26 protein-coding genes and 1 pseudogene are annotated in these 22,515 nt (G+C 63.9%); 10 read left to right on the forward strand and 17 right to left on the reverse strand.

The genetic code is table 11. The features are described 5' to 3' along the window. Positions 1–16 precede the first annotated feature (16 nt). Positions 17–1,420, reverse strand: coding sequence for a MocR-like pyridoxine biosynthesis transcription factor PdxR (gene pdxR / locus L2Y97_RS11195; RefSeq protein ID WP_247426283.1), 1,404 nt, complete (start codon positions 1,418–1,420; stop codon positions 17–19). 108 nt (positions 1,421–1,528) lie between these two features. Here pdxR and L2Y97_RS11200 point away from each other — a divergent pair, with 108 nt between their 5' ends. Further along, a complete protein-coding gene (locus L2Y97_RS11200) occupies positions 1,529–1,996 on the forward strand; it encodes a carboxymuconolactone decarboxylase family protein (RefSeq protein WP_247426285.1) in 468 nt (155 codons plus the stop codon). 126 nt (positions 1,997–2,122) lie between these two features. After that, positions 2,123–3,106 carry a JmjC domain-containing protein gene (locus L2Y97_RS11205; RefSeq protein WP_247426288.1) on the forward strand — a complete coding sequence of 328 codons (984 nt, stop codon included), beginning with the start codon at positions 2,123–2,125 and terminating at the stop codon, positions 3,104–3,106. Here the strand turns inward: L2Y97_RS11205 and L2Y97_RS11210 are convergent. The 5 genes and pseudogenes from L2Y97_RS11210 to L2Y97_RS11230 form a co-directional block, all read right to left on the reverse strand. Then, entirely contained in the window at positions 3,100–3,660 is a 561-nt protein-coding gene (locus L2Y97_RS11210) for a DNA-3-methyladenine glycosylase I (protein WP_247426290.1), read from the reverse strand. The two genes, L2Y97_RS11205 and L2Y97_RS11210, sit on opposite strands and share 7 nt — an antisense overlap. Then, a complete protein-coding gene (locus L2Y97_RS11215) occupies positions 3,657–4,172 on the reverse strand; it encodes a TetR/AcrR family transcriptional regulator (RefSeq protein WP_247436772.1) in 516 nt (171 codons plus the stop codon). The genes L2Y97_RS11210 and L2Y97_RS11215 overlap by 4 nt, the downstream gene beginning before the upstream one ends. A 38-nt stretch (positions 4,173–4,210) precedes the next feature. Next, a complete protein-coding gene (locus tag L2Y97_RS11220) occupies positions 4,211–4,672 on the reverse strand; it encodes a nuclear transport factor 2 family protein (protein ID WP_247426292.1) in 462 nt (153 codons plus the stop codon). A gap of 160 nt (positions 4,673–4,832) precedes the next feature. Further along, positions 4,833–5,933: pseudogene (locus L2Y97_RS11225) on the reverse strand (NADH:flavin oxidoreductase/NADH oxidase); the annotation flags it as partial. 156 nt (positions 5,934–6,089) lie between these two features. Next, entirely contained in the window at positions 6,090–6,602 is a 513-nt protein-coding gene (locus tag L2Y97_RS11230; RefSeq protein ID WP_247426295.1) for a helix-turn-helix transcriptional regulator, read from the reverse strand. A 487-nt stretch (positions 6,603–7,089) separates the two neighbouring features. On the opposite strand from L2Y97_RS11230, the gene mgrA reads away from it, so the two are divergent. Next, the gene (gene mgrA, locus L2Y97_RS11235; protein WP_247426299.1) at positions 7,090–8,130 is read left to right on the forward strand and encodes an L-glyceraldehyde 3-phosphate reductase; all 1,041 of its coding nucleotides are present in this window, start codon (positions 7,090–7,092) and stop codon (positions 8,128–8,130) included. Between the two features lie 83 nt (positions 8,131–8,213). On the opposite strand, the gene L2Y97_RS11240 is transcribed toward mgrA, so the two are convergent. Continuing rightward, positions 8,214–9,053: an oxidoreductase gene (locus tag L2Y97_RS11240; protein ID WP_247426302.1), complete on the reverse strand. Its 840-nt coding sequence runs from the start codon at positions 9,051–9,053 to the stop codon at positions 8,214–8,216. A 158-nt stretch (positions 9,054–9,211) separates the two neighbouring features. Between L2Y97_RS11240 and L2Y97_RS11245 the strand changes: the two genes are divergently transcribed. Beyond that, on the forward strand, positions 9,212–10,093 hold the full coding sequence (locus L2Y97_RS11245; protein WP_247426305.1) for an AraC family transcriptional regulator: 882 nt from the start codon (positions 9,212–9,214) through the stop codon (positions 10,091–10,093). Here L2Y97_RS11245 and L2Y97_RS11250 read toward each other — a convergent pair. Continuing rightward, positions 10,090–10,725, reverse strand: coding sequence for a TetR/AcrR family transcriptional regulator (locus tag L2Y97_RS11250; RefSeq protein WP_247426308.1), 636 nt, complete (start codon positions 10,723–10,725; stop codon positions 10,090–10,092). The two genes, L2Y97_RS11245 and L2Y97_RS11250, sit on opposite strands and share 4 nt — an antisense overlap. Before the next feature lie 84 nt (positions 10,726–10,809). Between L2Y97_RS11250 and L2Y97_RS11255 the strand changes: the two genes are divergently transcribed. Then, a complete protein-coding gene (locus L2Y97_RS11255) occupies positions 10,810–11,475 on the forward strand; it encodes an O-methyltransferase (protein WP_247426310.1) in 666 nt (221 codons plus the stop codon). 54 nt (positions 11,476–11,529) lie between these two features. After that, complete coding sequence (locus tag L2Y97_RS11260; protein WP_247426312.1) at positions 11,530–11,979, forward strand: PaaI family thioesterase; 450 nt, start codon at positions 11,530–11,532, stop codon at positions 11,977–11,979. Between the two features lie 3 nt (positions 11,980–11,982). Here L2Y97_RS11260 and L2Y97_RS11265 read toward each other — a convergent pair whose 3' ends face one another. The 4 genes from L2Y97_RS11265 to L2Y97_RS11280 all read right to left on the reverse strand — a co-directional run bounded on the left by L2Y97_RS11265 (position 11,983) and on the right by L2Y97_RS11280 (position 14,426). After that, positions 11,983–12,282 (reverse strand): hypothetical protein, encoded by a 300-nt coding sequence (locus L2Y97_RS11265; protein WP_247426315.1) that lies wholly within the window; start codon positions 12,280–12,282, stop codon positions 11,983–11,985. After that, a complete protein-coding gene (locus tag L2Y97_RS11270; RefSeq protein WP_247426318.1) occupies positions 12,272–12,847 on the reverse strand; it encodes a hypothetical protein in 576 nt (191 codons plus the stop codon). Before L2Y97_RS11270 ends, L2Y97_RS11265 begins: the two co-directional genes overlap by 11 nt. Before the next feature lie 174 nt (positions 12,848–13,021). Beyond that, entirely contained in the window at positions 13,022–13,660 is a 639-nt protein-coding gene (locus L2Y97_RS11275) for a glutathione S-transferase family protein (RefSeq protein WP_247426319.1), read from the reverse strand. A gap of 49 nt (positions 13,661–13,709) precedes the next feature. Further along, on the reverse strand, positions 13,710–14,426 hold the full coding sequence (locus L2Y97_RS11280; protein ID WP_247426322.1) for an SDR family NAD(P)-dependent oxidoreductase: 717 nt from the start codon (positions 14,424–14,426) through the stop codon (positions 13,710–13,712). Positions 14,427–14,555: 129 nt separating this feature from the next. Between L2Y97_RS11280 and L2Y97_RS11285 the strand changes: the two genes are divergently transcribed. Beyond that, the gene (locus L2Y97_RS11285) at positions 14,556–15,479 is read left to right on the forward strand and encodes a LysR family transcriptional regulator (RefSeq protein ID WP_247426324.1); all 924 of its coding nucleotides are present in this window, start codon (positions 14,556–14,558) and stop codon (positions 15,477–15,479) included. A gap of 29 nt (positions 15,480–15,508) precedes the next feature. On the opposite strand, the gene L2Y97_RS11290 is transcribed toward L2Y97_RS11285, so the two are convergent. Next, a complete protein-coding gene (locus tag L2Y97_RS11290) occupies positions 15,509–16,129 on the reverse strand; it encodes a DUF4166 domain-containing protein (protein ID WP_247426327.1) in 621 nt (206 codons plus the stop codon). A 1-nt stretch (position 16,130) separates the two neighbouring features. After that, on the reverse strand, positions 16,131–17,030 hold the full coding sequence (locus L2Y97_RS11295) for a LysR family transcriptional regulator (RefSeq protein ID WP_247426330.1): 900 nt from the start codon (positions 17,028–17,030) through the stop codon (positions 16,131–16,133). Between the two features lie 136 nt (positions 17,031–17,166). Between L2Y97_RS11295 and L2Y97_RS11300 the strand changes: the two genes are divergently transcribed. Then, the gene (locus tag L2Y97_RS11300; protein ID WP_247426332.1) at positions 17,167–17,940 is read left to right on the forward strand and encodes an SDR family oxidoreductase; all 774 of its coding nucleotides are present in this window, start codon (positions 17,167–17,169) and stop codon (positions 17,938–17,940) included. Positions 17,941–17,944: 4 nt separating this feature from the next. Here the strand turns inward: L2Y97_RS11300 and L2Y97_RS11305 are convergent, their stop codons facing one another. After that, positions 17,945–18,976 carry an SDR family oxidoreductase gene (locus tag L2Y97_RS11305; RefSeq protein WP_247426335.1) on the reverse strand — a complete coding sequence of 344 codons (1,032 nt, stop codon included), beginning with the start codon at positions 18,974–18,976 and terminating at the stop codon, positions 17,945–17,947. Positions 18,977–19,075: 99 nt separating this feature from the next. On the opposite strand from L2Y97_RS11305, the gene L2Y97_RS11310 reads away from it, so the two are divergent. After that, positions 19,076–20,023, forward strand: coding sequence for an AraC family transcriptional regulator (locus L2Y97_RS11310; RefSeq protein WP_247426338.1), 948 nt, complete (start codon positions 19,076–19,078; stop codon positions 20,021–20,023). 1 nt (position 20,024) lies between these two features. Here the strand turns inward: L2Y97_RS11310 and alkB are convergent, their stop codons facing one another. Next, on the reverse strand, positions 20,025–20,669 hold the full coding sequence (gene alkB, locus L2Y97_RS11315; protein WP_247426341.1) for a DNA oxidative demethylase AlkB: 645 nt from the start codon (positions 20,667–20,669) through the stop codon (positions 20,025–20,027). A gap of 31 nt (positions 20,670–20,700) precedes the next feature. Then, complete coding sequence (locus L2Y97_RS11320) at positions 20,701–21,456, reverse strand: SDR family NAD(P)-dependent oxidoreductase (RefSeq protein WP_247426344.1); 756 nt, start codon at positions 21,454–21,456, stop codon at positions 20,701–20,703. A 144-nt stretch (positions 21,457–21,600) separates the two neighbouring features. Here L2Y97_RS11320 and L2Y97_RS11325 point away from each other — a divergent pair, with 144 nt between their 5' ends. Next, on the forward strand, positions 21,601–22,500 hold the full coding sequence (locus tag L2Y97_RS11325; RefSeq protein ID WP_247426346.1) for an AraC family transcriptional regulator: 900 nt from the start codon (positions 21,601–21,603) through the stop codon (positions 22,498–22,500). Positions 22,501–22,515: the final 15 nt, after the last annotated feature.

Raw genomic sequence — 22,515 nt, forward strand, 5'->3', positions numbered from 1 at the left:
GGGCAAGCCGTCCATTCTAGCCGGTCGCGCCATGGATGACCGCCGAGAGGCGTGCCACCAGCGCCGGGGCCAACGCTTCGGGTACGTTGGTGACACCCAGCAACAGGCCCGAGCGTTTCTCCTGCCCCGCGAACCACGGAGAAAGTGGTACCGGTGCCAGCTCCGCCGCATGCGCAGCGCGGGCGAGTGCCGCATCGTTCGTGCCGTCGGGCAGCGATACGTTCAGCGAAAGGCCACCGGTGTGCCACGCCAGCCCTGCGGCGGATAACGCCGCGCCGATCGCATCGCGCCGGCTCGCATAGGCACGCTTCATGCGGCGCAGGTGGCGCAGGTAGTGACCACCGTGCAGGAAGCCCGCCACGGCGTGCTGCATGAGGGGCGGTGGCGCAGGCTCCAGCGTGCCCACCACCTCCTGTAGCGGCGTGACCAGCGCCTCCGGTACGACGAGGTAGCCCATCCGGATGCCCGGTGCGATCGTCTTGCTGAACGTACCGACATGGATGACCCGGTGCGGATCCATCGAGGCGAGCGCCGGGGCCGCGCGCCGCGCAAGCTGGAGCTCCCCCAGGTAATCGTCCTCGATGATCCAGCGCTCGCCGGCGTGGGCCCAATCCAGCAGGGCCAGCCGGCGTTCGAGCGACATGGCCGCGCCTGTCGGCGCCTGTTGCCCGGGCGTCACCAGCGCGAGTGCGGCATGCGGGGCAAGCGCCCTGCCCGCCGCCACGTCGATCCCGGCTGCATCCACCGGAACGGCCACGGGCCGCAGGCCCGCCCACCCGAGCGCGGTACGCGCAAACGGATAGCCCGGCTCCTCGAACCAGGCATCGGCACCTTGGGCACGGAGAACGCGAAGGATGGCGCTAAGCGCACCGGCGTAGCCATGGGTGATGAAGACTTGCGAAGGACGGCACGGCAAACTGCGTGCAACGGCCAGGTAGCCGGCGATCTCCGCGCGCAACCCGGGCTCGCCACGTGGATCGGGGTAATCGACGGCGTGGCTGGCAACCTCCCTGGCCGCCTGGCCCAGCAGGCGCGACCAGAGCGCCTGCGGAAACAGATCCGCAGCAGGCACGCCCACCTGAAATGGCAGGGCGGACGTGGCGCCCACCGGGAAGCTGCCGAACGATGCCCGCCCACGGATCGGGTCCGGCTCGGGACGCCTGGCAGGGATGCCCCGGGCCACCCGCGTGCCGGCTGCCCCGGAAGGGACGACGAACTGGCCGTCGGCGAGTTCCTCGTAGGCCATTCGGACGGTGCCTCTCGCGACACCCAGCTGGGCGGCAAGGTCGTTCCAGGACGGCAGCCGCGTACCTGGCAGCAAGCTTCCATCACGGATCGCCGCCCGTATGCCATCGGCGATCTGCGCCGACAGGGATTGCCGGGCGCCTCGATCAATCCGGATACCAAAGCCATGTTCCATACCACCGATGGTACATCGAGCAGGGGCGTTCTTGGCTCTACCGGATAGCCCAAGTGCGGCGCACGCTATGCCCATCCCATCCCATCACGAACCACCGGAGAACACGCCATGAGCAAGCGCATCAGCTACATGAAAGCCGCCCCCGAGGCCGCCAAGGGCTTCCTCACCGTGCACGGTTACCTCGCGCAGAGCGGGCTCGACAAGAATCTGGTCGATCTCGTTTACCTGCGTGTTTCGCAGATCAACCACTGCGCTTACTGCATCGACATGCACTCGCAGGACCTCAACAAGCACGGCGTACCGTTCGAGAAACTCATCCTGACCTCTGCGTGGCGTGAAGCCGGTGATGTGTTTACGGCGCGCGAGCAGGCGGCGCTGGCCTGGGCCGAGTCCGTCGCGAACGTCGCCGAGACCGGCGTACCCGACGAGGACTATGCCGCAGCCGCCGCTGAATTCAACGAAAAGGAGCTTGCCGACCTCTCCGTGGCCATTGCCTTGATGAGTGCGTTCAACCGGCTTGGCGTGGCCTTCCGAAACCAGCCCGTCGCCGCCTCCCGTCTTGCCAGGGCAGTGTAAGGCCGCGCATTCGCCCGACGGCCGCGCCTTACCTTGCGCTTAGGCCGTCCGTCGGGTGGCACGGCGCGCAGGTTCGTACGACGCTTTCCTCGCTGGCAGGGGTCCTGTTTCGAGGGGAGCGTCACCATGGATCAGCAAAACAACGGCGAGCTGCATATCGTGTGGCCCCTGGACCCTGCGGGGTTCTCGACCCACCGGATCACCCGGTTGCGGCATAACTTCCACCGCCATCCGCTATTCCAGTTACCGGAACTCGCCAACCTGGCGCGTGAACTCATGCCGAAAGAGCAATGCCGGTTCGTTCGGCCGGGCATGCAGCAGGATTCGGCGTTCCGTCACGAGCCAAAGCCTGTCGATGGACGCGACATCGATCAGGTGTTCGACCATATCCACGAGAGCGGTTCGTGGATCGCGCTGTACAACGTGGAGGCCGTCCCACGCTACCAGGCACTACTCGAAGAGATCATCGATGGCCTGCGCCCGCTGATCGAGCGAGAGCAGCCGGGCATTTTCAACGTGACGGGATTCATCTTCATTTCGGCACCGCCGTCGGTCACGCCGTTCCACATCGATCGCGAGAACAACTTCTGGATGCAGCTTCATGGCCGGAAGACGTTGAGCGTATGGGAGCCCGACGACCGCGATGCCGTCAGCGCGGCGCACGTCGAGGATTTCATCGTGAGTCATACGCTGCGCGACGTGCGGCTGAAGGATTCCGCACGCGCGACGAGCCATGACTTCGATAGCGGCCCCGGGGATGGCGTCTATTTTCCGACCACCGCACCCCACATGACCCGATCCGATACCGACTGGGTACACGGCGACGACGGTGTTTCGATCTCAATCGGCGTCACGTTCTATACCAGCCATACGGTACGCAACGCGCGCGTGCACCAGTTCAACCGCGTTTGCCGCAAGTACCTGGGTCTGCACCCCGCCTACCCCGGCCACCATTTCTGGCGCGACCGTGCCAAGGCGCCGCTGGGATATGTACTGGGCGTCACGCGCCAGTGGGCCCTGCGCGCCCTGACATTCTACGGCGGGCTCAAAGCCCACCACCGTCCCGACGAAGGCTGGTGGGGCGAAAAGGCACCCCCGGGCTCTTATTGAGCCCGGTAGCGAAAACAGGTGTGGGCATGGTCATCGACGATGCCCACGGCCTGCATCCACGCATAAACGATCGTAGGCCCGACGAACTTGAAGCCACGCTTCTTCATGTCTTTGGAGATCGTGGCCGAAAGCGGTGTCTGCGCATGTACCGTCTTGCCGTCGCCACGCAGCACCTTGCCCTGGGTAAATGACCAGCAATACGCCGCGAAGTCTTCGCCACGGGCTTTCATATCGAGATAGATGCGTGCGCCCTGGATCGTGGCCTCGATCTTGGCGCGCGAACGGATGATGCCTTCATCGGCCAACAGCCTCTCGATGTCCTTCTCGGTGAAGCGCGCTACCTTCACGGGGTCGAAGTTCTTGAACGCTCTGCGGAAGTTTTCCCGCTTGCGCAGGATGGTGATCCACGACAACCCAGCCTGGAACCCTTCCAGCATGAGTTGCTCCCAGAGCATGCGGCTATCGTGCAGCGGCACGCCCCATTCGGTGTCGTGGTAATCGGTGTAGAGCGGGTCGTTGCCCGCCCAGCTACAACGGATCCTGGTCTTCGTCACGGTGTGCCGGTGCCCAATTGGCGGAGTCGGGCCGTAGTTTCCACGAACACGCCAGGATTGTTGAGTGCCCTGGCCAGGGTGAGCGCGCCCTGGATGCCGCCGACGATCTCGAGGGCGGCCTGGCGCGGTGCGCGTTCGCCGCCGCGTTCGAGCGCCGCGGTGAGCACATCGATCCAGCGACCGAAGTAAGCGCCAATGGCGCTGCCAAAGCGATCACGGGTTTCATCCAGCGCAAAGGCACCCACGAGGCAAACGCGGCCTCCTGCGTGGAAGTATTCATCGACGGCGGTCCACATCCCGCGGATCGCCTGGCCAGTGGGCAGCGTGGCCAAGGGACTGAACACACGCGTCTCGAACCACGTATCCACGTCGGCGAGCACTGCCGCAGCCATCTCTTCCTTACCACCGGGGAAAAAGTGATAGAGGCTGCCCTTGCCCAGCCCCGTTTTCTCGGTGATGCGCGCCATCGAGGCGCCGTCGTAACCCAGCTCGCGGAACGCTTCCGCGAGCATCGGCACGACATCGGTCCTTTCGTAAACCAGCCGGGGCATCAGAGGCCCAGGTCGGAAAGGCCAGGGTGATCATCCGGGCGGCGGCCGAGTGGCCAGTGGAACTTGCGATCGGCTTCCTTCATGGGCACGTCATTGATGCATGCATAGCGGTGGTGCATCAGGCCGTCCTCGCCGAATTCCCAGTTCTCATTACCGTACGAGCGATACCAGTTGTTGCTGTCATCGTGCCATTCGTACGCGAAGCGCACGGCGATGCGGTCACCGGTGAACGCCCACAGTTCCTTGATCAGGCGGTAATCGAGCTCCCTGGCCCACTTGCGGGTCAGGAACTGCACGATCTGCTCGCGGCCGTGCACGAACTCGGCGCGGTTGCGCCATTCGCTATCGGGCGTATAGACCAGGGACACCCGCGACGGGTCCCGGCTGTTCCAGCCGTCTTCCGCAAGGCGAACCTTCTGGACAGCCGTTTCGTGGGTAAAGGGAGGAACGGGTGCGGCCATGACGCAATCTCCTGTACCGGGGGGATTGCACTGTACCAATCGGTACACTCCAGCACAAGCATACGAAGGTATGGTCCCAGGCCCGCTCCTACACGTGCGGTCACACGTAACGCCAGTCCGGCCCGCGCACCCACTGCGCCTCGGGCTTCATTTCCGCCTCGGTATGGAACAGGTGCCTGTGCCGCGACGGTTGAGAGCGCAGGTATTGCTTGGGCGCCCTCACCTGCCCACCCAACTGTGCCGCCGCATGCCATGGCCAGCGCGGGTCGTAGAGGATGGTGCGGGCCAGCGCCACCATATCGGCATCACCATTGGCGATGATCGCCTCGGCGTGCTCCGGTTCCGTGATCAGGCCAACCGCCACGACGGGCATCGCGACCGCCTCCTTGACGCCGCGCGCGAACGGCACCTGATATCCGGGGCCGACTGGGATCTTCTGTGCCGGATGCAGGCCGCCCGTTGATACGTGGATCGCGTCGCAACCACGGGCTTCAAGCGCCTTCGCGTAAGCGATCGTCTGTTCAAGGTCCCAACCACCTTCGACCCAGTCCGTGGCGGACACGCGCATCGTCAGCAATTTGCCCGCCGGTAGTGCGCTACGAACGGCATCGAAGACCTCGAGCGGGAAACGCATGCGGTTTTCCAGGGAACCGCCGTATTCATCGGTGCGCTGGTTCGAAAGCGGCGAAAGAAACTGGTGCAGGAGGTAACCATGGGCGCTGTGCAACTGGATGCCATCGACACCGGCACGTACCGCCCGCGCGGCCGCCTCGACAAATGCCGCCTTGATGCGCTGCATCCCTTCGCGGTCAAGGGCCAGCGGCGCCACCTGGCCTTCCTGGAACGGGATGGCTGAAGGAGCGACGGTCTGCCAGCCACGCGCCGTCCCCGGCGCGATCTGTGCACCACCCGCCCACGGCGTTTCCGTGGACGCTTTCCGGCCTGCGTGATTTAGCTGCACAACCACCGGAATATCCGACCAGCGGCGGACACTTTCCAGGATACGGCGCATCGCCTCTTCGGTGGCGTCGTCGTACAAGCCCACATCCGCCCAGGTGATCCGGCCTTCGGGGAGAACGGCCGAGGCCTCGATGGTGAGCAGGGCAGCACCCGAGATCGCGAGCTGTCCCAGATGGATCAGGTGCCAGTCGTTCATCTGGCCATCGACCGCCGAGTACTGACACATCGGCGCGATGACGATGCGGTTCGCCAGCTCGTGGCCACGGACCCGGAACGGTGAGAAAAGGACGGGGTTAGCCATCGGAAATCCCTGCTTGAAGTGTATTCCGGCAGGATTGGGGGCACGGGCCGTACGGGTCAAGCCCTGGCAAACCAACGTATGCACAACCTAATCCCGCTGGCGGGTCACCACGGCCTGCATTTCGCGGGCAAGTCTGCCCCTTCTCGCCGGTAAGATTCAGGCACCGGCATGGCCAGCCCGCTTCCTTCGCGCCGCTTCCGTGCCGGCGTTTACCCGCCACGCCGCGAACGCTGCAGCGATCTCTTCATCGCCTATCTCGTAACCCGCGTGCTCGCGCAACCAGGTAAGGATCTCCGCCGTGTGCCAGACCGACGCATTGCCACCATGAACAGGTAACGGAAACGTGCGCACATTCGTCAACATCAGCTTCCGCATGTTCTGCCGGGAGACGCCGACATGGTCGGCGATGTCGGTCAGCCCGGAGAAGTCGGGCCCCACCTCAATCAATCGGGCGTTTCCAAGCATACGCTGGGCATCGGCCATGATCGACGAAAGGGCCGCATCGGCAGACAACGCCTTTCGCGAAACGATCAGGCCGACCTGCCCGGGCCTTCCGATACCCAGCAGGAAATCATGCAGGCCCGCGGCATCGAATCGCCCTTCAATAACATCATGATCAGAGTCGGAAGGATCGAGGTGGTAGGCGAGGTTAAACGTATATTCCTTCACAATTCGGATTCCAGGTCATGCGGCTGTTGTCGATAGAAGGCGCAACCGTCAACGACGTGTCGAAGGTTGCGCGCGTGATCGGCGGGATTCGCCGGTGTGCTCCAGATACTGGATATGCAATGCCTTCCGCATCGGCAATCACGCTCGTTATACGGACAGAACATGCGGCCCCATGCATGGCTGGCACCCTGGACCACACGCCATCCGTGGGCCTCCGCGTGCCGGATGGCTGCCTCGATATCTGGTTTGGGATGCTTGCGCCTCGCCACGAGGAACTCCACTGTCGGGCCTGAACGATAAGTTGTCAACTGACAACCACGGAGGTTTTCCAGTATTCGTTCAAGCCCGAAGAGGAGCCAATCGGCGGAGATCGCCAAATCAAGTCAGCGGATGACGAACATGTGTAGTCCCGATGAGCCACGACCCGTTGCAACCCGCTACCATCCTCAGGTCACCTACCCCTCACGTCCCCACGCAAGGAATCTTCATGACGTACGTTGCTGATCCCGCCCGCTATGACGGCCGCATGCCATACCGTCGCGTCGGCCGCAGTGGCATGGTGCTGCCGGCAGTGTCGCTGGGCCTCTGGCAGAACTTCGGTGGCGTGGACCGGTTTGAGACCGGGCGCGCCATCCTGCGCCGCGCGTTCGATCGCGGCGTGACCCATTTTGATCTTGCGAACAACTACGGGCCGCCGTACGGCTCGGCGGAAGAGAATTTCGGCCGCTGGTTCGCGGCGGACTTTGCACCGCACCGCGATGAACTGGTCATTTCATCGAAGGCCGGCTGGGATATGTGGCCGGGCCCGTATGGCGGCCCGACCGGTACGCGCAAGCACCTGATCGCGAGCTGCGAGCAAAGCCTGCGCCGCATGGGCCTGGACTACGTCGATATCTTCTATTCGCACCGCGTCGATCCCGACACGCCCCTGGACGAAACGATGAACGCCCTCGTGCACCTGCACCGGCAGGGCAAGGCGCTGTATGTCGGCATCTCCTCGTATTCGCCGGAACTGACCCGCGAAGCCGCCGCCATCCTCGCCGCCGAGAACGTGCCGCTCTTCATCCACCAGCCGAACTACTCAATGCTGAACCGCTCGATCGAGCACGGACTGCTCGATACGCTGGGTGAGCTGGGCACGGGATGCATTGCGTTTTCCCCGCTCGCCCAAGGCATGCTGACCAGCAAGTACCTCAACGGCATTCCGGCAGATGCCCGCGTGACCCGCGAAGACTCGATGAGCCGCGACATGCTGAGCGAAGAGAATCTGAAGCACATCCGTGCACTGAACGGCATGGCTGAAAAGCGCGGACAAACCCTGGCCCAGATGGCCATTGCCTGGACCCTGCGCGATCCGCGCGTCACCTCGTCGCTGATCGGCGCGCGCACGGTGGAGCAACTGGATGATTCCCTGGACGCCGTGAAGAACCTGGCCTTCAGCGCCGCGGAACTCGCCGAAATCGACCAGCATGCACGCGACGGTGGCGTGGATCTGTGGGAAGTGTCCTCCAGCATCGGCAAGCGCTAATGCTCCTGTAAGAGCGCGCTTGCGCGCGATCGGGTTTGCGGCAAGCACCCATCGCGCGCAAGCGCGCTCCTGCAGGTCCGAGGCTAGCCCGGAAAATCCGTGCTAATCGAAATGTCCTTCACCGCCTCGAAGTTTGCCCGCAGCTCGTCGAGGCGATCGGTCAGGAACGTGTACGCATCCGAGCCCAGCGGCAGGCGCAGCGGCGGGTTCTCCGCATCGGCGGCCTGGATGATCGCGGCGGCGCCACGGGCCGGGTCACCCGGCTGCGTGCCGGTATAAGCCTTGGCCTGGCGGCGGCGCTCACCCGCCGTCGCATCGTAATCATCGATGACGGTCTTCGATTCGATCACCGAACGCCCGGCCCAGTCGGTGCGGAAGCGACCCGGCTCAACGATCAGGACCTTGATACCCAGCGGCCTCACTTCCTTCGAAAGGGATTCGGAGAAGCCTTCCACCGCCCACTTGCTGGCGTGGTAGTACCCCGTCGCCGGGAACGCAACGAGTCCGCCGATCGAGGATACGTTGACGATGTGGCCAGTGCGGCGTTGGCGCATGCCAGGGAGTACGTGGCGGGTAAGCGAGAACAAGCCAAAGACGTTCGTCTCGAACTGGCGGCGGATCTCCTCATCCTCGCCTTCCTCGATGGCCGAGAAATAACCGTAGCCGGCGTTATTCACCAGCACATCGATCCTGCCGAAGCGGCCTTCCGCGTCGGCAACGGCCTTGCGAATGGCCTGCTCGCTGGTGACATCCAGTGCCAGCGCGAGGGCGTGTTCCGGGTACCTGGCAGCCACGTCCGCCACCTGCTCGGGCTTGCGGGCGGTAAGGACCACACGCTCGCCGCGTGCGAGCACCTGCTCGGCAAGCTCACGGCCGAAGCCGGTGGAGCAGCCGGTGATGAACCAGATCTTTGAGTCGGACATGGGGATTCCTGGGTGGGGCGATCAGTCGCCGTTACCCGGAAAGGATGGCCCCGGCGCCGTGAAGGCTCTACGTCGATGCTGCCGATGTTTTGCACGATCCTGCCAAATCGACCGCATCGCTATTCAGCTTTATCGACCGCGAGGTCCATAATGCCTCCATGGAAACCATCCTCGAGCGCATGTGCGAGGCTGTCGAGCGCCACGCGGCGCACGCCCGCCAGGAAACAGCCCTGCCCGGCCTCACCCTGTACCGGGTGAATCAGGCCGCGCATCCATCGCACGTGTTTTACCGCCCACGCATGGTCGTCATCCTGCGCGGCAGCAAAACCATCGCCGCGGGCGATGCGCCCTTCCTCGCCGATACCTCGACGTTCTTGCTGGTCACCGTCGATCTGCCCGTGTGTGCCCAGGTATTCCTCGACGCGGAAGGTCGTTCGCACCTGGCGTTCTCGCTCGATATCGATCGCGATGCACTGGCGGAAGCCATGGCGCGCCTGCCCGTGGACGAAAGCGTGGCATCGGCACCCGCGGGCGTGGCGACAGCACGCATGACGCCCGAGCTGCTCGAGCCGTTCGCTCGGTTGCTCGATCTGCTCGATCACCCCGCGGACATCTCGTTCCTCGCGCCACTGGTTATCCAGGAAATCTACTACCGGCTGTTTCGAAGCGGTCTGGGCGAGCCGTTACGACAGCTGGCCCTGAGCGGTTCGCACGTGGCCCAGATCGGCCGCGCCACCCAGTGGATCAAGGCCAACTACACCGCGCCGATGTCCATCGAGGCGCTGGCCGATGTCGCCGGCATGAGCACTACGTCGTTCCATCGCCACTTCAAGGCGATCACGCTGATGACACCCGTGCAGTACCGCACGCGGCTACGGCTGCAGGAGGCGCGGAAGATGCTGCTGGCGGAGCCGCGCTCTGCCGGAGCGGTCGCTGCGCACGTGGGCTACGACAGCCAGTCGCAATTCACCCGGGACTACAAGCGCATGTTCGGCGCACCGCCGGCGGCGGATGCGGCGCGAACCGCAGGCGCACCCTAACGCCCGGCCTGAAGGTCCCCGAGCCACGCGCAGAACATGTCCGCCATGGCGTCACTGAAACTGGCGATCTCGGCGGGTTCACGTGGGCTCGAGGAAAAATCCTTGCCCACCCCGCTGAGCGTTGCGACGACCATGCGTACCGCCATGCTGCGGGTCTCGTCGGTCGCGCCCGGTAGCGCCTCGACCATGAAGGTGTGAAAGGCGCGCTCCCCCGATGCCTTCGCCGCCCGCGCTTCCGGCGCGTCACGGTAGAGCGGCGCCGCATCATCCAGCGCGACACGCATGGCCGCTTCATCGCACTCCGATACGATGAAGGCATGCACTAACCGGCGCAGCCGCTCGAAGGGCGGCCGCCCGTCATCCGCCAGCGTAGCGGCCAGCATGTCGCTGGTCTGGCGCCATTCGTCGCTTTGCAGGCGGAACAGGATAGCGGCCTTGTTCGGGAAGTACTGATAGACCGAGCCCACGCTCACCCCGGCACGGTCCGCCACGCGCGCCGTGGTGAACCGGGCGGCGCCCTCCTTCGCCAAAACCTGAGCTGCCGCCTCCAGAATGGCCGACACCAGTTCCGTGGAGCGTGCCTGTTTGGGCTGTTTCCGCGAGGAAATGGGAGGGTTTTGCGGATTGCTCATGGGTGCCCCGGCAATGCGAATAGAAAACCTGACGAATTCGTCACATTCTAATCCGGTGCTCACTTACTGCAACCGGAGAGTCCCATGTCCACTCTTACCACCGCACCCCTGGCCGGCCTGATCGGTCGCCTTTTCGATGAAGCCGACAAGGTCACCTGGGCGGATAACCCCGCCATCGCCAACCTGTCCCAGGAAGACCACGCCCGCCTCATGCAGAGCAAGACCGAGTACCTCGGCTTCTATGGCGCCCTCAAGGACATGCCGCTGCCCGTCTCCCGCGAAACAGGCGCATTGCTCTACATGCTTGCCCGTAGCACGAAGGCCCGCGTGATCGTCGAGTTTGGCACCTCCTTCGGCATTTCCACGCTGCACCTTGCCGCGGCGTTGCGCGATAACGGCGGCGGTACGCTGATTACCAGCGAGTTTGAACCGTCGAAGGTGATCCGTGCCCGGGAAAACCTGATCGCCGGCGGTGTCATCGACCTGGTCGAGATCCGCGAAGGCGATGCGCTGAAGACCCTCGCGTCGAACCTGCCTGAGCGCATTGACCTGGTCTTGCTGGATGGCGCCAAGGCGCTGTATCCCGACGTGCTCGCGCTGCTCGAATCGCGACTTCGTCCCGGTGCGTTGATCATCGCGGATAACGCCGATTACAGCCCGGAGTACATGGCGCGAGTGCGATCCGCTGGCAGCGGGTACCTGTCGGTGCCGTTTTCGGAGGATGTCGAGCTGTCGATGCGACTCGCTTGATGGGCGTGGCCGACATTCTTATTATGACCGTACGTTTATCGAAGCGGGCATCGCATGAACATCGTCGGCCAACTCCCTCCCGGCCTTACCGGCCTGGAGCAACTACAGAAGCTTATTGAGATGGGCGGTCGCCCACCCATCGGCGAGACCATGGATATCACCCTGGTCGACGCCGGCGACGGGTACGCGGTGTTCGAGGGCATGCCATCCCTTCGCGTGTACAACCCGATCGGCATGGTCCACGGCGGTTTCGCGGCGACGCTGCTCGACTCCGCGTGCGGCTGCGCCGTGCACTCGAAGCTCTCGCCCACACAGGCCTACACGACGCTGGAGCTCAAGACGGCCTACCACAAGGCCATCACGGGAGACACCGGCCTCATGCGTGCAGAAGGCCGCGTGTTGAGCATCGGCCGAAGGGTCGCGTTTACCGAGGCGACACTGAAGGATGCCGCCGGGAAACTCTACGCCTCGGCGACGTCGACCCTGCTGGTAATGGAGCGCTGAGGATCAAAACGGCAGCGTCATGCCGGATGATTGCGCCACTTCGTACAGACGCTGGGCAAGGGCGTAGTCGCCCTGCTCCTGGTTCGTGTAGAAGCGGTACTCCTTGTCGGCCTGATCGGTGTAGATGAGCACGAACTCCCCACATCGCTCGGTATCGCTGAAGGAATATCGTAGGGTTAGCGTGAACAAAGTTTCCCGCAAGTGGACGGTCGCATTCATGTCGTCATAGGTCCACACGAACTCGCTCATTTCTGTGCGAGTCGCAACGTTCGTCACGAACACGCGTATCCGTTCAGGGAACATGCGTCGCTCCGAACAAGGCAACCAGTCGCTCGAGGTGCAACTTCATGGCCAGGATGTCCTGCTGGATGGCAACCCGCTCCCACTTTCGCAAAGGCGTCCCGGCTGTCGTGTGAGTTCCCTTCACCAGACCAAGCTCGATCTTCCCCATGGTGTCCGTCATTTCTTCCTCCGTCTGTGCGACGCTGGCAATTCGCATGTAGTTCTTCCGAGCATACTGCACGCATTTGAGCGACAGCTGATATCGTTCTCCCGTCACGTGCTCACTCGCTTCGTCAAGGTACGAAAGGCACTCTATCGCCATGGTGGCTCGATCAACGCTTCGGCCGCCATCTACGATTCTTCGCACCTCGTCGCGGATCGAGCGCGAGACACTCGCTCCATGCACGATCTCAAGAATGGCGACGATCAAGCCGACAAGGGTTGCTACACAGCCGACGTAGCTAAAATTATTCAGGCTGTTCTGGCTTGCCAAAACCGGGGCGCGATAGATGACCGACGCGACGATAACAACGCAGCTGACAGCACCGTACGTGATACGGATCCAGTTTTTTCGTATGCCATCCATTCGGCGGCTCTCCATGGCTTCGCACGATCAACGCGAGCGGCGCCAGGCCGCGCAACGCGGCTGAGTATGATTTCATCGTGCTAGAGAGGCGATCAAGTCAGCTCAGACCGACAACGCGCGTCAGCCGGCCATCAGCTCACCGAGTAGTACCACCCGTCGGGACGCCGCGTGAAGTCAATCCGCCGCGGCGAAATGCGCGATCTGGTCGGCGCGCGCCTTGAGGAACGAAGGTCGCGCCGTCGCACGCAGCACGTAGTCCTGGCAAGCGGGGTATTCCTCGAGTCCATCGAAGCGATCGACCAGGCGGAGCACATCGGCCATCAGGATATCGGCGACGGAGAACTCACCGGCCAGCCATTCGCGGTCAGCCAGCACCTTCTCCATGTGGCCGAGGCGCAATTGCAGGAAGCCATCGAGCTTCTGCCACGCGGTTGATTCGCGGTTTTCGTCGGAGAACGCCAGGATGGACCACGGCACACTGGCCATCTCCACCGAGTTGAGTGCAGCGAAGACCCACTCCAGGACTTCAGCGCGCCCACGTTCGTTGTTCGGCATGAGCACATCGCTGCGGCTGGCGATGTGCATCAGGATGGCCCCGCTCTCGAACAATGAAATATCGCCATCGGTAATCCATGGCACCTGGCCGAAAGGCTGGTGGGCGAAGTGATCGGGACCGCGTTCCTTGAAGGGCACGCCACGAACTTCGTATGGCAACCCGGCCTCTTCGAGCGCCCAGCGCACGCGCAGGTCGCGTACGTAGCCACGCGGCGGTTCGGGCACCCAGTCGAATGTGCTGAGGATCAGGTTGGCCACCGCGCACCTCCAGTTGTCCCAAAGATGACTGGAGGGTACTCCAAGGGCGTTACCAGGGAACTGTCTGGCCGTTCCGCTCCAGATATTCGAGGCCCGGGCGGCCTTGCTTGGCCAGCAGGGTATCGATGATGTCCGGGATGGTCTCTTCCATGGTGAACGGCGCGTCGTCACCGCCGAGGCCAGTGCGGATCCAGCCCGGTGCCATCAGCAGCAGGGCCCGCGGCGTACCTGCCTGGCGGGCGGCGTAGCTGCGCATGTACTGGTTCAGGGCCGCCTTGCTGCCGCGATAGACCTCGCGCCCGCCACGCTCGTTGTTGGCGATGCTCCCCTGCCCCGAGGACATCACGCCAATGAGGCCGTCGGCGGTGACCAGATCCTGCAGGCCCTCGAGAACGCGCATGGGGCCCAGTGCATTGGTGACCATGACATGGACGAATGCTTCCGTCGTCACTTCGGCGATGGTCTCCGAGGGGTTCTCGTTGGTAGTGCCGGCGTTGACGAACAGGATGTCGAAGCGGTTTGCCGCCAGGCGCTGGCGCACAGCGCCAATCTCCTCAGGTAGCGTAATGTCGAGGTGTTCGATGGTGAGTTGATCCGGGTAGCTAGCCAGCAGCGCATGCAGTGGCGTGCTCGCGCCACCACGGACCGTGCCGGTCACCAGCCAGCCGCGTTTGAGCAGTTCTTCGGCCATGGCGTGGCCGAGGCCACGGGATGCGCCCACGAGCAGGATGGCGGGTTGGGAGGGAGCGTTTCGCGAAATGGTCATGGCTATAACCCTTTGTCGGTATGGGGTATGCCTCAGTCTGGTGGTGGGCCATGGGTTGCACCAGACGCGCGTAATGCAATACTCGATTGCACGTGGCGCCCCGGCTGGCTGCCCCTGGAGCACCTGCCCATGACCAGCATCGACCTGAACCTACTCACCCCGCTGGATGCGCTGCTTACCGAGCGGAGCGTGACCGCTGCTGCGAAGAAGCTGGGACTGAGCACCTCGGCAATGAGCCGTACGCTGTCCCGGCTACGCGCCGCCACGGGCGATCCCCTGCTGGTGCCAGCGGGCCGTATGCTCGTCCCCACACCCTATGCCGAAGCCATGGCCGAGCGGGTTCACGAGATCGCACGCGAGGCGCAGGCGGTGTTGCAACCCGCGACGGAAACGCTCGATGTCGCCACGCTGGAACGCACGTTTGTGATTCGCGCCAATGACGGCTTTATCGACCTGGCCGCCGGCCCTCTCACGATCGCGGCTGGCCAAGCGGCGCCTCGCGTGCGCCTCCAGTTCGTGCCGAAGCCCGACAAGGACGCCGAGCCCCTTCGCGAAGGCATGATCGATCTTGAAGTGGGTGTACTCGGTGCGACCGCACCGGAGCTGCGTACTCGCTTGCTGTTCACCGATCGCTTCGTGGGCGTTTGCCGCCGCGGCCACCCTGCTCTTGCCAATGGCGGCATGACGACGGCCCGCTACGCCGCCTGCCGGCATGTGGTCGTATCGCGTAAGCGCCAGTGGACGGGGCCGGTGGACACCGCGCTCAAGAAGCTGGGCCTGGTTCGCTCGGTGGCCCTCGTGGTGCCTAACCACGCGAACGCGATGCGCATCGCTTGCGAATCCGATCTGCTCGGCCTGGTTCCGTTCTCGTGCCTTGGCGGCGAGGCGGACCGTCACGGCTGGCATGCGGCCGGCCTTCACCACTTCGATCTGCCCGTGCAGACCCCGGGCATCAAGGTCTCACTGATCTGGCACCCGCGGCATCAGGTGGATCCTGCGCATCGCTGGCTGCGCGACACCATCTTCGACGTCACACGCTCACTGACACAGTGAGATGCTCGTAAGTCACGGACAGGGCGCTCCTACACAGGCATCAAAGAGCCGCGATAACCGACGATCAGGCCCATGCCAGGCATCGATATCTCTACGTCGAAGGAGAACCGCCCATCCTCCTCATGCTCGAAGCTGATGCCCTTGGGCAACAGGAACGCAGGCATCGGCACGCCGAGCAGCGACCAGCGGCGCGGGACCAGAACAAGGCGCTCGCCTTCCACGACCAGCGCGAGCGCAAAGGTGGCCGCTCCGAATCGCTCAGTCAAAAGATGTTCGTCACGACCTTTGCCCGCGGATTGGTGCGAAGAAAAATCCTTGCCGTCGAAAGTACGCGTCCACCGTTCGCCTTCGCCCTCGGGCGTAAAGGTCACGGTAAGCGGCACATTCGAGCCCGCCGTCGGAAAGCCGACAACACCACGAACAATGCGGGCGAGCAGCCCACCCCCGTGGCGCACCTCCGCGCGGCCGGACCAGCGCCGTGCCTGGCTCGTACCATGCAATTCCCGAAGCCGCGGCGGCAAAGCGTCGAATGCCGAGCCCAGGATCCGGCGGTACAACGGCTCGCCTGATTCATCCGGGCGAAAGCCCGTGTAAATGGAGCACCCGCGAATCAGTGAATCGTAATAGCCACCGAGGATCAGGATCTTCACGCTACAGAATGTCCTTTTTCAGTCGCTCTTCCAGCCAGTCCGCGAAGGCCTGCAGCCTTCGGGAGAGATGTTTGCGGTGAGGATATAGCAAGCTCATCGGCATGGGCGCGGCGCGGTGGCCAGGCATTACTTCGATCAGCTCGCCCTCATCCACGTGCGCCTTCACATCGTAGGCGGGGATCTGGATCAGGCCCAGCCCCGCCAGGCAACAAGCGATGTAAGCCTCGGCGCTATTGACGGTGACGCGTCCGCGCACCGCTGTCGTGCGCACCTCGCCGTCTTCCTGCCATTCCCATGCTTCAACCCGCCCCGTTGAGGGGGAGCTGTAGTTCACGGCGGTATGAGCGCCAAGCTCTGCCGGATGGGTGGGCGCGCCATGCTTTTCCAGGTACGCGGGGCTCGCCACGTTGATCAAACGCAAGTCGCCGATCCTGCGGGCGATCAGACCGGAATCACTCAACGGCCCCACGCGCAAGACACAATCCACGCTCTCTTCGACGAGGTCGACCGCACGATCTGTCAGGCGTAACTCCATATCGAGCTGCGGGTGCGCATCAAGAAAAGCAGGAAGCGCCGGCGCGATGACCAGGCGGCCGATCCGTCCCGGCACATCGACCCGCAGCTTCCCGCTGGTGCCCGCCGATGCGTCGCGAAACAGGCCTTCGGTCTCCTCGACATCGGCGATCAGGCGCAGGCAGCGCTCATAAAACGCCATGCCATCCTGGGTAGGCGATACCTTGCGCGTGGTGCGATGGAGCAATCGGGCGCCTACCCTGTCCTCCAGTTCGCTGACCGCCGCCGACACCGTTGAGCGCGGCAGGGCCAGCGAATCGGCTGCCCGGGTGAAGCTCGCGCACTCCACCACCCGGGCAAAGGTTCGGAACAGGTCAATGCGATCCACGATGCCCCCTATTGTTCGCCATTCCTGACGGGTGCTGTCAGGAATGGCTGCTTTATGAGGGATTTATAGACGATATGGTGAGCGACAGGTAGCGGTCGCATGGGTGGCCGCCAGCTAACCCCACGAGGCCACAGCCATGACCGATCACAGCATCAAGGGAAAAGCCGTTCTCATCGCCGGCGGTGCCAAGAACCTGGGAGGACTGCTCGCCCGCGACCTTGCCGCCCATGGGGCGAAAGCCGTCGTCATCCACTACAACAGCGCGGCCACGAAAACGGCCGCCGATGAAACAGTCGCCGCCATCAACGCCGCAGGGGCGAAGGGGTTCGCCATCCAGGCTGACCTGACCACCGCCGGTGCGACCGAAAAGCTCTTCGCCGAGGCAATCGCCGCCGCGGGGCGTCCCGATATCGCGATCAACACCGTGGGCAAGGTGCTGAAGAAGCCGATGGCCGATATCTCCGAAGCCGAGTACGACGAGATGACCGCGGTGAACTCGAAAACCGCGTTCTTCTTCCTGAAGGAAGCCGGCAAGCACCTCAACGATAACGGCAAGATCTGCACGTTGGTCACCTCGTTGCTGGGCGCCTATACGCCCTTCTACGCCGCGTACGCTGGGACCAAGGCTCCGGTGGAGCACTTCACCCGCGCGGCATCCAAGGAGTTCGGTGAGCGCGGCATTTCCGTGACAGCCATCGGCCCGGGCCCCATGGATACGCCGTTCTTCTACCCAGCCGAAGGCGCGGACGCCGTGGCGTACCACAAGACAGCCGCGGCGCTTTCGGCGTTCTCGAAAACCGGCCTGACCGACATCGAGGACATCGTTCCGTTTATCCGCTTCCTCGTCTCGGATGGTTGGTGGATGACCGGGCAGACGATTCTGGTGAACGGTGGCTACACCACCAAATAAGCCCTCACAGCGCGACGAGGCCGAGACGAATCAGGCTCTCGGCCGTCGCCACGATGGCGTCTTCCCGTGAACGCGGTTGCCAGCCGAGCACACGCTGCGCCTTGGCACTCGTCACGTTGAGGTCCATGCCGAGCAACGGGAGTGTCGACCGCATCGCTGGGTTGGTCGCTGCGGCCATGCGTACGACCCAGTTCGGCAGGACGCGATCCGAAACTTTCGCCGCCGCGGGACCCAGGCGTTCGCGCAGCACCCTGGCCACCTCGGCAAGCCACAGGCTTTCGCCCGAGGTCGCGACGAAACGCTCGCCCGCAGCGGCCGGGTCCAGCATGGCGCGAACGTGCAGGTCGGCCACGTCACGCACATCGACAAAGCCCGAGTTGATCTTCGGTACGCCCTGCTGGCCTTCGAGCAGGTTCTTGATGAGGCGAATGGAGTGCGAGTAGTCGGCGCCCAACACGGGTCCCATCACCGCCGTGGGATTCACCGATGACAGCTCGAGGCCGTTACCTTCGCGCGCGATGAAATCCCATGCGGCGCGCTCGGAGAGCGTCTTCGACTTCTGGTACAGCCACACGTCACCGTTGATGTCGCTCCAGTCGGTTTCGTCGAACGGACGCCGATGGCTGGGTTTATGCCCCGCCCCGATCGCCCCGAACGCGGAGGTCAGCACCACGCGCTTTACGCCGGCATCGCGCGATGCGCGCAGCACGCGGAGATTGCCGTCGACGGCCGGGCGCACCCAATCCTCTTCGGTCACATGATCGCCGGAAGGCGTCGGTGAGGCGCCATGGATTACGTAGGTGCACCCCGACACCGCATCGGCCCAGCCTGCATCGTCGCCAAGGTCGGCGCGGACAAACGAAAGACGATCGGCCGCCTCGACGCCGGCAACGCGGAGGTGCTCCCGCACTTCGGCCTCACGGGAAAGCGTGCGCACCGTCGTGCGAACGGAAAAGCCCTGCTGGAAGAGCGCCACCATGCAGTGTTGGGCGATGAAGCCGGTACCACCGGTCACCAGAACGAGTTCGTTGGCCATGTCGCGTGCCTGTCAGTTGAGGAATGCCGACAAGCTTAGGGAGCGCAATGCGTACTTTGAATGCGATAGAGTGCGCATTACTTGCGTGCGAGTACAACCATGAGCGCCGACCCGTTTTCCGACATCCTGAAGTTCACCCAGGCCGAATCGCTGGTCACCGGGGGGTTCTCAGCCAGCAACCCGTGGGCGCTTCGCTTTCCGCCGCCGTCCAGCATCAAGTTCTTCGCGGTGGTCAAAGGCGGCTGTTGGGTCACGATCGAAGGCGAGCCTGAACCCATCTGGTTCGGTACGGGCGATGTCGGGTTGATCACGGCGAAGCGCGGCCTGGTGCTGGCTAGCGACCTGGGCGTGCCGCCGCTCGATGCCATGGCGGTCTTCTCAGGTTCGGGAAAAAGCGTGGCCGCCCTCGGCGATGGCCAGGACTTCACCCATATTGGCGGCCACGTCTTGCTTGATCCCGCCAGTGGCCGACTCCTTGCCGATGTGCTCCCGGCGTGGATCCACGTCTCCGCCGAATCCCCGCAGGCGACCTCGTTCCGCTGGCTGCTCGCCGAACTGGTCGCCGAGCGGCGCACCGACCTGCCCGGTAACCAGCTCGCCGCCGCGCAGCTCTCGCAACTGTTGTTTATCCAGATCCTCCGCGCCCACCTGCAAACCTCCGGCCCCATGCCTGCCGGCTGGCTGCGCGCGATCGGCGACCCACGCATCGCTCCCGCCATGCGCCTGATGCATGCCGATCCATCCCGCTCATGGAGCCTGGATGAGCTCGCCGAGGCCTGCGCGATGTCGCGCACGACGTTCGCGAACCGGTTCCGCGACGTCGCCGGCAGCACGCCGCTGGCCTACCTGAGCGGATGGCGCATGCACCTGGCCACGCGCGCGTTGCGCGAAGGCAAGAAGCCGGTGGCCGTGCTGGCCCAGGAACTGGGCTATTCGTCGGAGAGTGCCTTCAGTACGGCGTTCAAGCGCGCTGTTGGTGAATCACCCCGGAGCTATCGCCTTGGCGCGCGTGCCCATGAAGAGGTACTGGCTGACGCCGTGGACTGATTCATCCCGCCTTGCGGAAGGTCAGGTTGATACGCTCACTCCCCAAGAGCGGGTGCGGTGCATCCTTCAACGACATGATGCCGTGGTAGCGCAAGCGATCGGCCCCGCCCCACACCACCACGTCACCATGGTGAAGCGGCACCCTGGCCACCCGATCCGATCGCTCGAGCCCGCCGAAGAGAAACGTCGCTGACATACCGAGCGACACGGAGACGATCGGCGCTGCGAAATCCTGCTCGTCCTTGTCCTGATGCAGCGACATGCGCGCACCGGGCGCATAGTGGTTGATCAGGCAGGCATCCGGCTCAAAGCCAGGGAACCCGGCTTCCGCCGCGGCCCGGATCGCAAGCGATGCGAACGCCTCGGGCATCACGGGCCACGGCTTGCGCGTTTCCGGATCCACGGAGGTGTAGCGATAGCCACGCTGGTCGGTCACCCAGCCAAGCATGCCGCAGCTCGTCGACATCACGGACATGGGCAGACCGCCTGGCGTCACCATGTGGCGCAGTGGCGAGGCAGCCTCAATATCGGCAATGGCGGGAACGAGCTCCCCGACATCAGGGAGCGCGAACCCGTGCAGAAGCACGGCATGGCTGCTCAGGCGCAGCTGCGCACCGGCCACTTCGAACAGATCAAATGAATCCATGCGGGCTAGGTTACCAGTGGGCGGTCTCTGGTCAGATCACCTGCCCGCCCGAAACCTCGATCCGCTGCCCGGTGATCCAGCGATTGTCCGGGCCCAGCAGGCTGGCGATCATCGGGCCGATATCGTCAGGCACGCCTACCCTTCCGAGGGCAATCATGCCAGCGAACTGCTGGTTGAGGTCAGGCATATCGCGCACCGCACCACCAAGGAAATCCGTTTCGATCGCCCCCGGGGCCACGGTGTTCACGGTGATGCCGCGGCTGCCGAGCTCCTTTGCCATGCAGACGCTGAGGATCTCGACGGCGCCCTTGGCAGTCGCGTACGCCGAAAAGCCGGGATACGTAACACGGGTCAGTCCCGTGGAGAGGTTGATGACGCGGCCACCGTCGGCGAGCAGCGGCAACAAGGCCTGGCTGAGGAAGAACACACCTTTGACGTGCACGTTGATCAGGGCATCGAACTGCGCGACGGTCGTCTCGGCGAACGAAGCCATTTCGCCGTGGCCGGCGTTATTGACCAAATGATCGAAGGTATCGCGTCCCCAGGTATTGCTCAGTGCCGCTCCAACTGTCGCGGTGAATTGCGCGAAGGTCGTGACGTCACTGGTATCCAGCGGCAGGGCGACCGCCTTGCGGCCCATGGCTTCGATCTGACTGACCACCTCACGAGCCGAGGCTTCGCCGCTACGGTAGGTCAGGATCACATCGCCGCCATGGCGGGCGATACTCAAGGCGGTGTTACGGCCGAGACCGCGGCTGGCACCGGTCACTAGCGAAATCGTAGACATGCTGGGCTCCTGTGGAAGGTGTCGGGATGACAGGAGCAGTATTCGGGCGGGCCGAATCCGTAAGTTGCGGGATCCTCGGTCGTTCTTGCCTATTCCTCCGAATGGCGATTGCGCCGCCCATTCCACCGGGCTTACGCTCGGGCCATGGCCGAGACCCTGCTTACCGAAGTGCGCCGCTATGCGGACTTCCATGCCAACGCGCAAGGCACCGCAGCCACGCCGATCACGGGGCTGACAACGATCCGCGCCACCACCCCGAGCGAAATGGATTACGCCATATCGCGGCCGCTGGTCGCATTGGTCGTCCAGGGCAACAAGCGCGTCATGATGGGTAGCCGTACATTTGATTTCGGAGCCGGGGATTCGCTGCTTATCACCGCGGACGTGCCCACGATCAGCCAGATCATGCGAGCCAGTGCCGGTGAACCGTACTACTCGCTGGTATTCGACCTCGATCCGGTCGTGATCGAGGCGCTTGCCCTCGAGATGGAGGTGGCACGCGAGGAGATGAGCGCGCCGGTCCGGGTTGAGCCCACCGAAGCCGAAGTGGCCGACGCGGCGCTACGCCTGATGCAGCTACTCACGCGTCCCGCTGCGATTCCCATCCTAAAAACCCAGATGATCCGTGAGATGCACTACTGGCTGCTGGCCGGCAAGCACGGCCCAGCCATCCGCAACCTGGGTATCGCCGAAGGCAACGCCCAGCGCGTGGCCCGTGCAGTGGCCATCATCCGTTCCGGGTACGCTCAGCCATTGCGCGTGGAGCGCCTGGCGGAAGCAGCGGGCATGAGCCCATCGACGTTCCACCAGCACTTCCGTGCCGTCACCACCCTGTCGCCCCTGCAATTCCAGAAACAACTGCGGCTGATCGAAGCCCGGCGGATGATGTTGTCGGAGGGCAGCTCCGCGAGCATGGCGGCCTACGCGGTGGGCTATGAGAGCGTGCCGCAATTCACTCGCGAGTACGGGCGAATGTTTGGTGCACCGCCAGTGCGGGAAATCAGGGCTTCGAGGACCAGGACGTCTTCACGAGCCGCCGGCTGAGCACATCAGCGCCAC

It is taken from the genome of Luteibacter aegosomatissinici, from assembly GCF_023078495.1.
GTDB classification, from domain to species: domain Bacteria; phylum Pseudomonadota; class Gammaproteobacteria; order Xanthomonadales; family Rhodanobacteraceae; genus Luteibacter; species Luteibacter aegosomatissinici.